At 66.9% G+C, this 1268-nt stretch carries 1 protein-coding gene and 1 pseudogene; one reads left to right on the forward strand and one right to left on the reverse strand.

Annotated elements, in window-relative coordinates; genetic code table 11:
- Nucleotides 1–223 (reverse strand): annotated as a pseudogene (locus tag E3O28_RS17155) (ISL3 family transposase); the annotation flags it as partial.
- A 271-nt stretch (nt 224–494) separates the two neighbouring features.
- Here E3O28_RS17155 and E3O28_RS15950 point away from each other — a divergent pair.
- On the forward strand, nt 495–1268 hold a 774-nt coding region (locus tag E3O28_RS15950), incomplete at its 3' end, for a DUF222 domain-containing protein (protein ID WP_134416789.1).

Genomic DNA, 1268 nt, shown 5'->3' on the forward strand with positions numbered 1-1268 from the left:
AGTAGACCTGGATCGTGCCCGCGTCCAAGGCCCGCCACCGGCGCCGCCCCGCACCCCTGTCGTAGCGTGGGCAACGTTTCAGGCAGACCCCGCACCGGTTCCGCATCGACCTGGTCAGCCGAACCGACGCAACAAAAACGCCCGCTACGAGGTCGAGATCAACGTCCTCGACCACTGTCTTGTCGACACCGAGCAAAGTCCGCCATAAAGTTAGAGACCGCACGCCGTTTTCCCGCCTATAAAGTTTCTTTCCTTTGACAGTCAGAAACCTAGACAGGAAGCGGCGTGCGGCCGTTAAGGCGCTCCGAAACACCCACGGATACAGCAGGGGAGCCAAAATCTCCGTCAAATTCGTTAGGGAGCCCGCGGTGCCTGAGGGGCGCACCGACGGATGCGCGTGGTCGGCAACACCACGGCACTGCGCCGAACGAATTACTTTCTATACTCGTGCAGAACCTCTTGACTTTTTATTAGTACACATCTACTATTAGGGTATGGCTGGAGCCCCCACTCCGCACCACCCCACCGCCTCACCGCAGGCGGCGCCGTCCCTCGCGCAGTCACCCCTCGCGCAGGCACCCCGTGCACAGTCATCCCTCGTGCAGCAGCAGCTGCAGCAGGCCCGTGACCTGGCCGCGGCCGTGCTGGATTCGGTGTCCTTCTCCCTCTTGGGCGAGGCGGACGCGATGATGGTGCTGGGCATGGTTGAAGACCTCGGCCGTCGGGTCGATGCGGCCAGGGTTGCCTCTGCCGCCGACATTTCGGTGCGGTCCCGCCGCATCCTGGGCCATGAGTCCCTCGCATATAAGAACGGGGCTAGCAGCGGCATCGACCTGATCACTCGCCTGACACGCGTCTCTTCCCGGGAGGCGAACCGGCGGGTGCGCCTGGGCGAGAACGTCACCCCGCGCCGGGCGGGCACCAGCATGTTGCCGCCCTACTACCCGGCCGTGGCCGATTCCCTCACCGCCGGGGACCTCGGCGTGGACGCGGCCGAGAACATCGTCACCGCCCTCGACCAGGTCGCGGCCCGGGTCGCGCCCGACGAGCTCGGCACCGCCGAACGTGCCCTGGTGGCCAGTGCGACCGGCGCCGTCACCGACGACACCCGCGGCCTGCCCGGGGAGGGGTTCGCGTTTCCTGCGGACCTGGTGCGGGGCATGGCCAGCCAGTGGCAGGCCCGCCTCGATCCCGACGGCACCGCCCCCAACGAGCCCGTCGCCGAAGCCCGCAGCACTGTCGGCTTCGGGCTCTTCCGCGACGGCCTC

Source organism: Cryobacterium sp. TMT2-14 (assembly GCF_004402465.1).
Classification (GTDB): domain Bacteria; phylum Actinomycetota; class Actinomycetes; order Actinomycetales; family Microbacteriaceae; genus Cryobacterium; species Cryobacterium sandaracinum.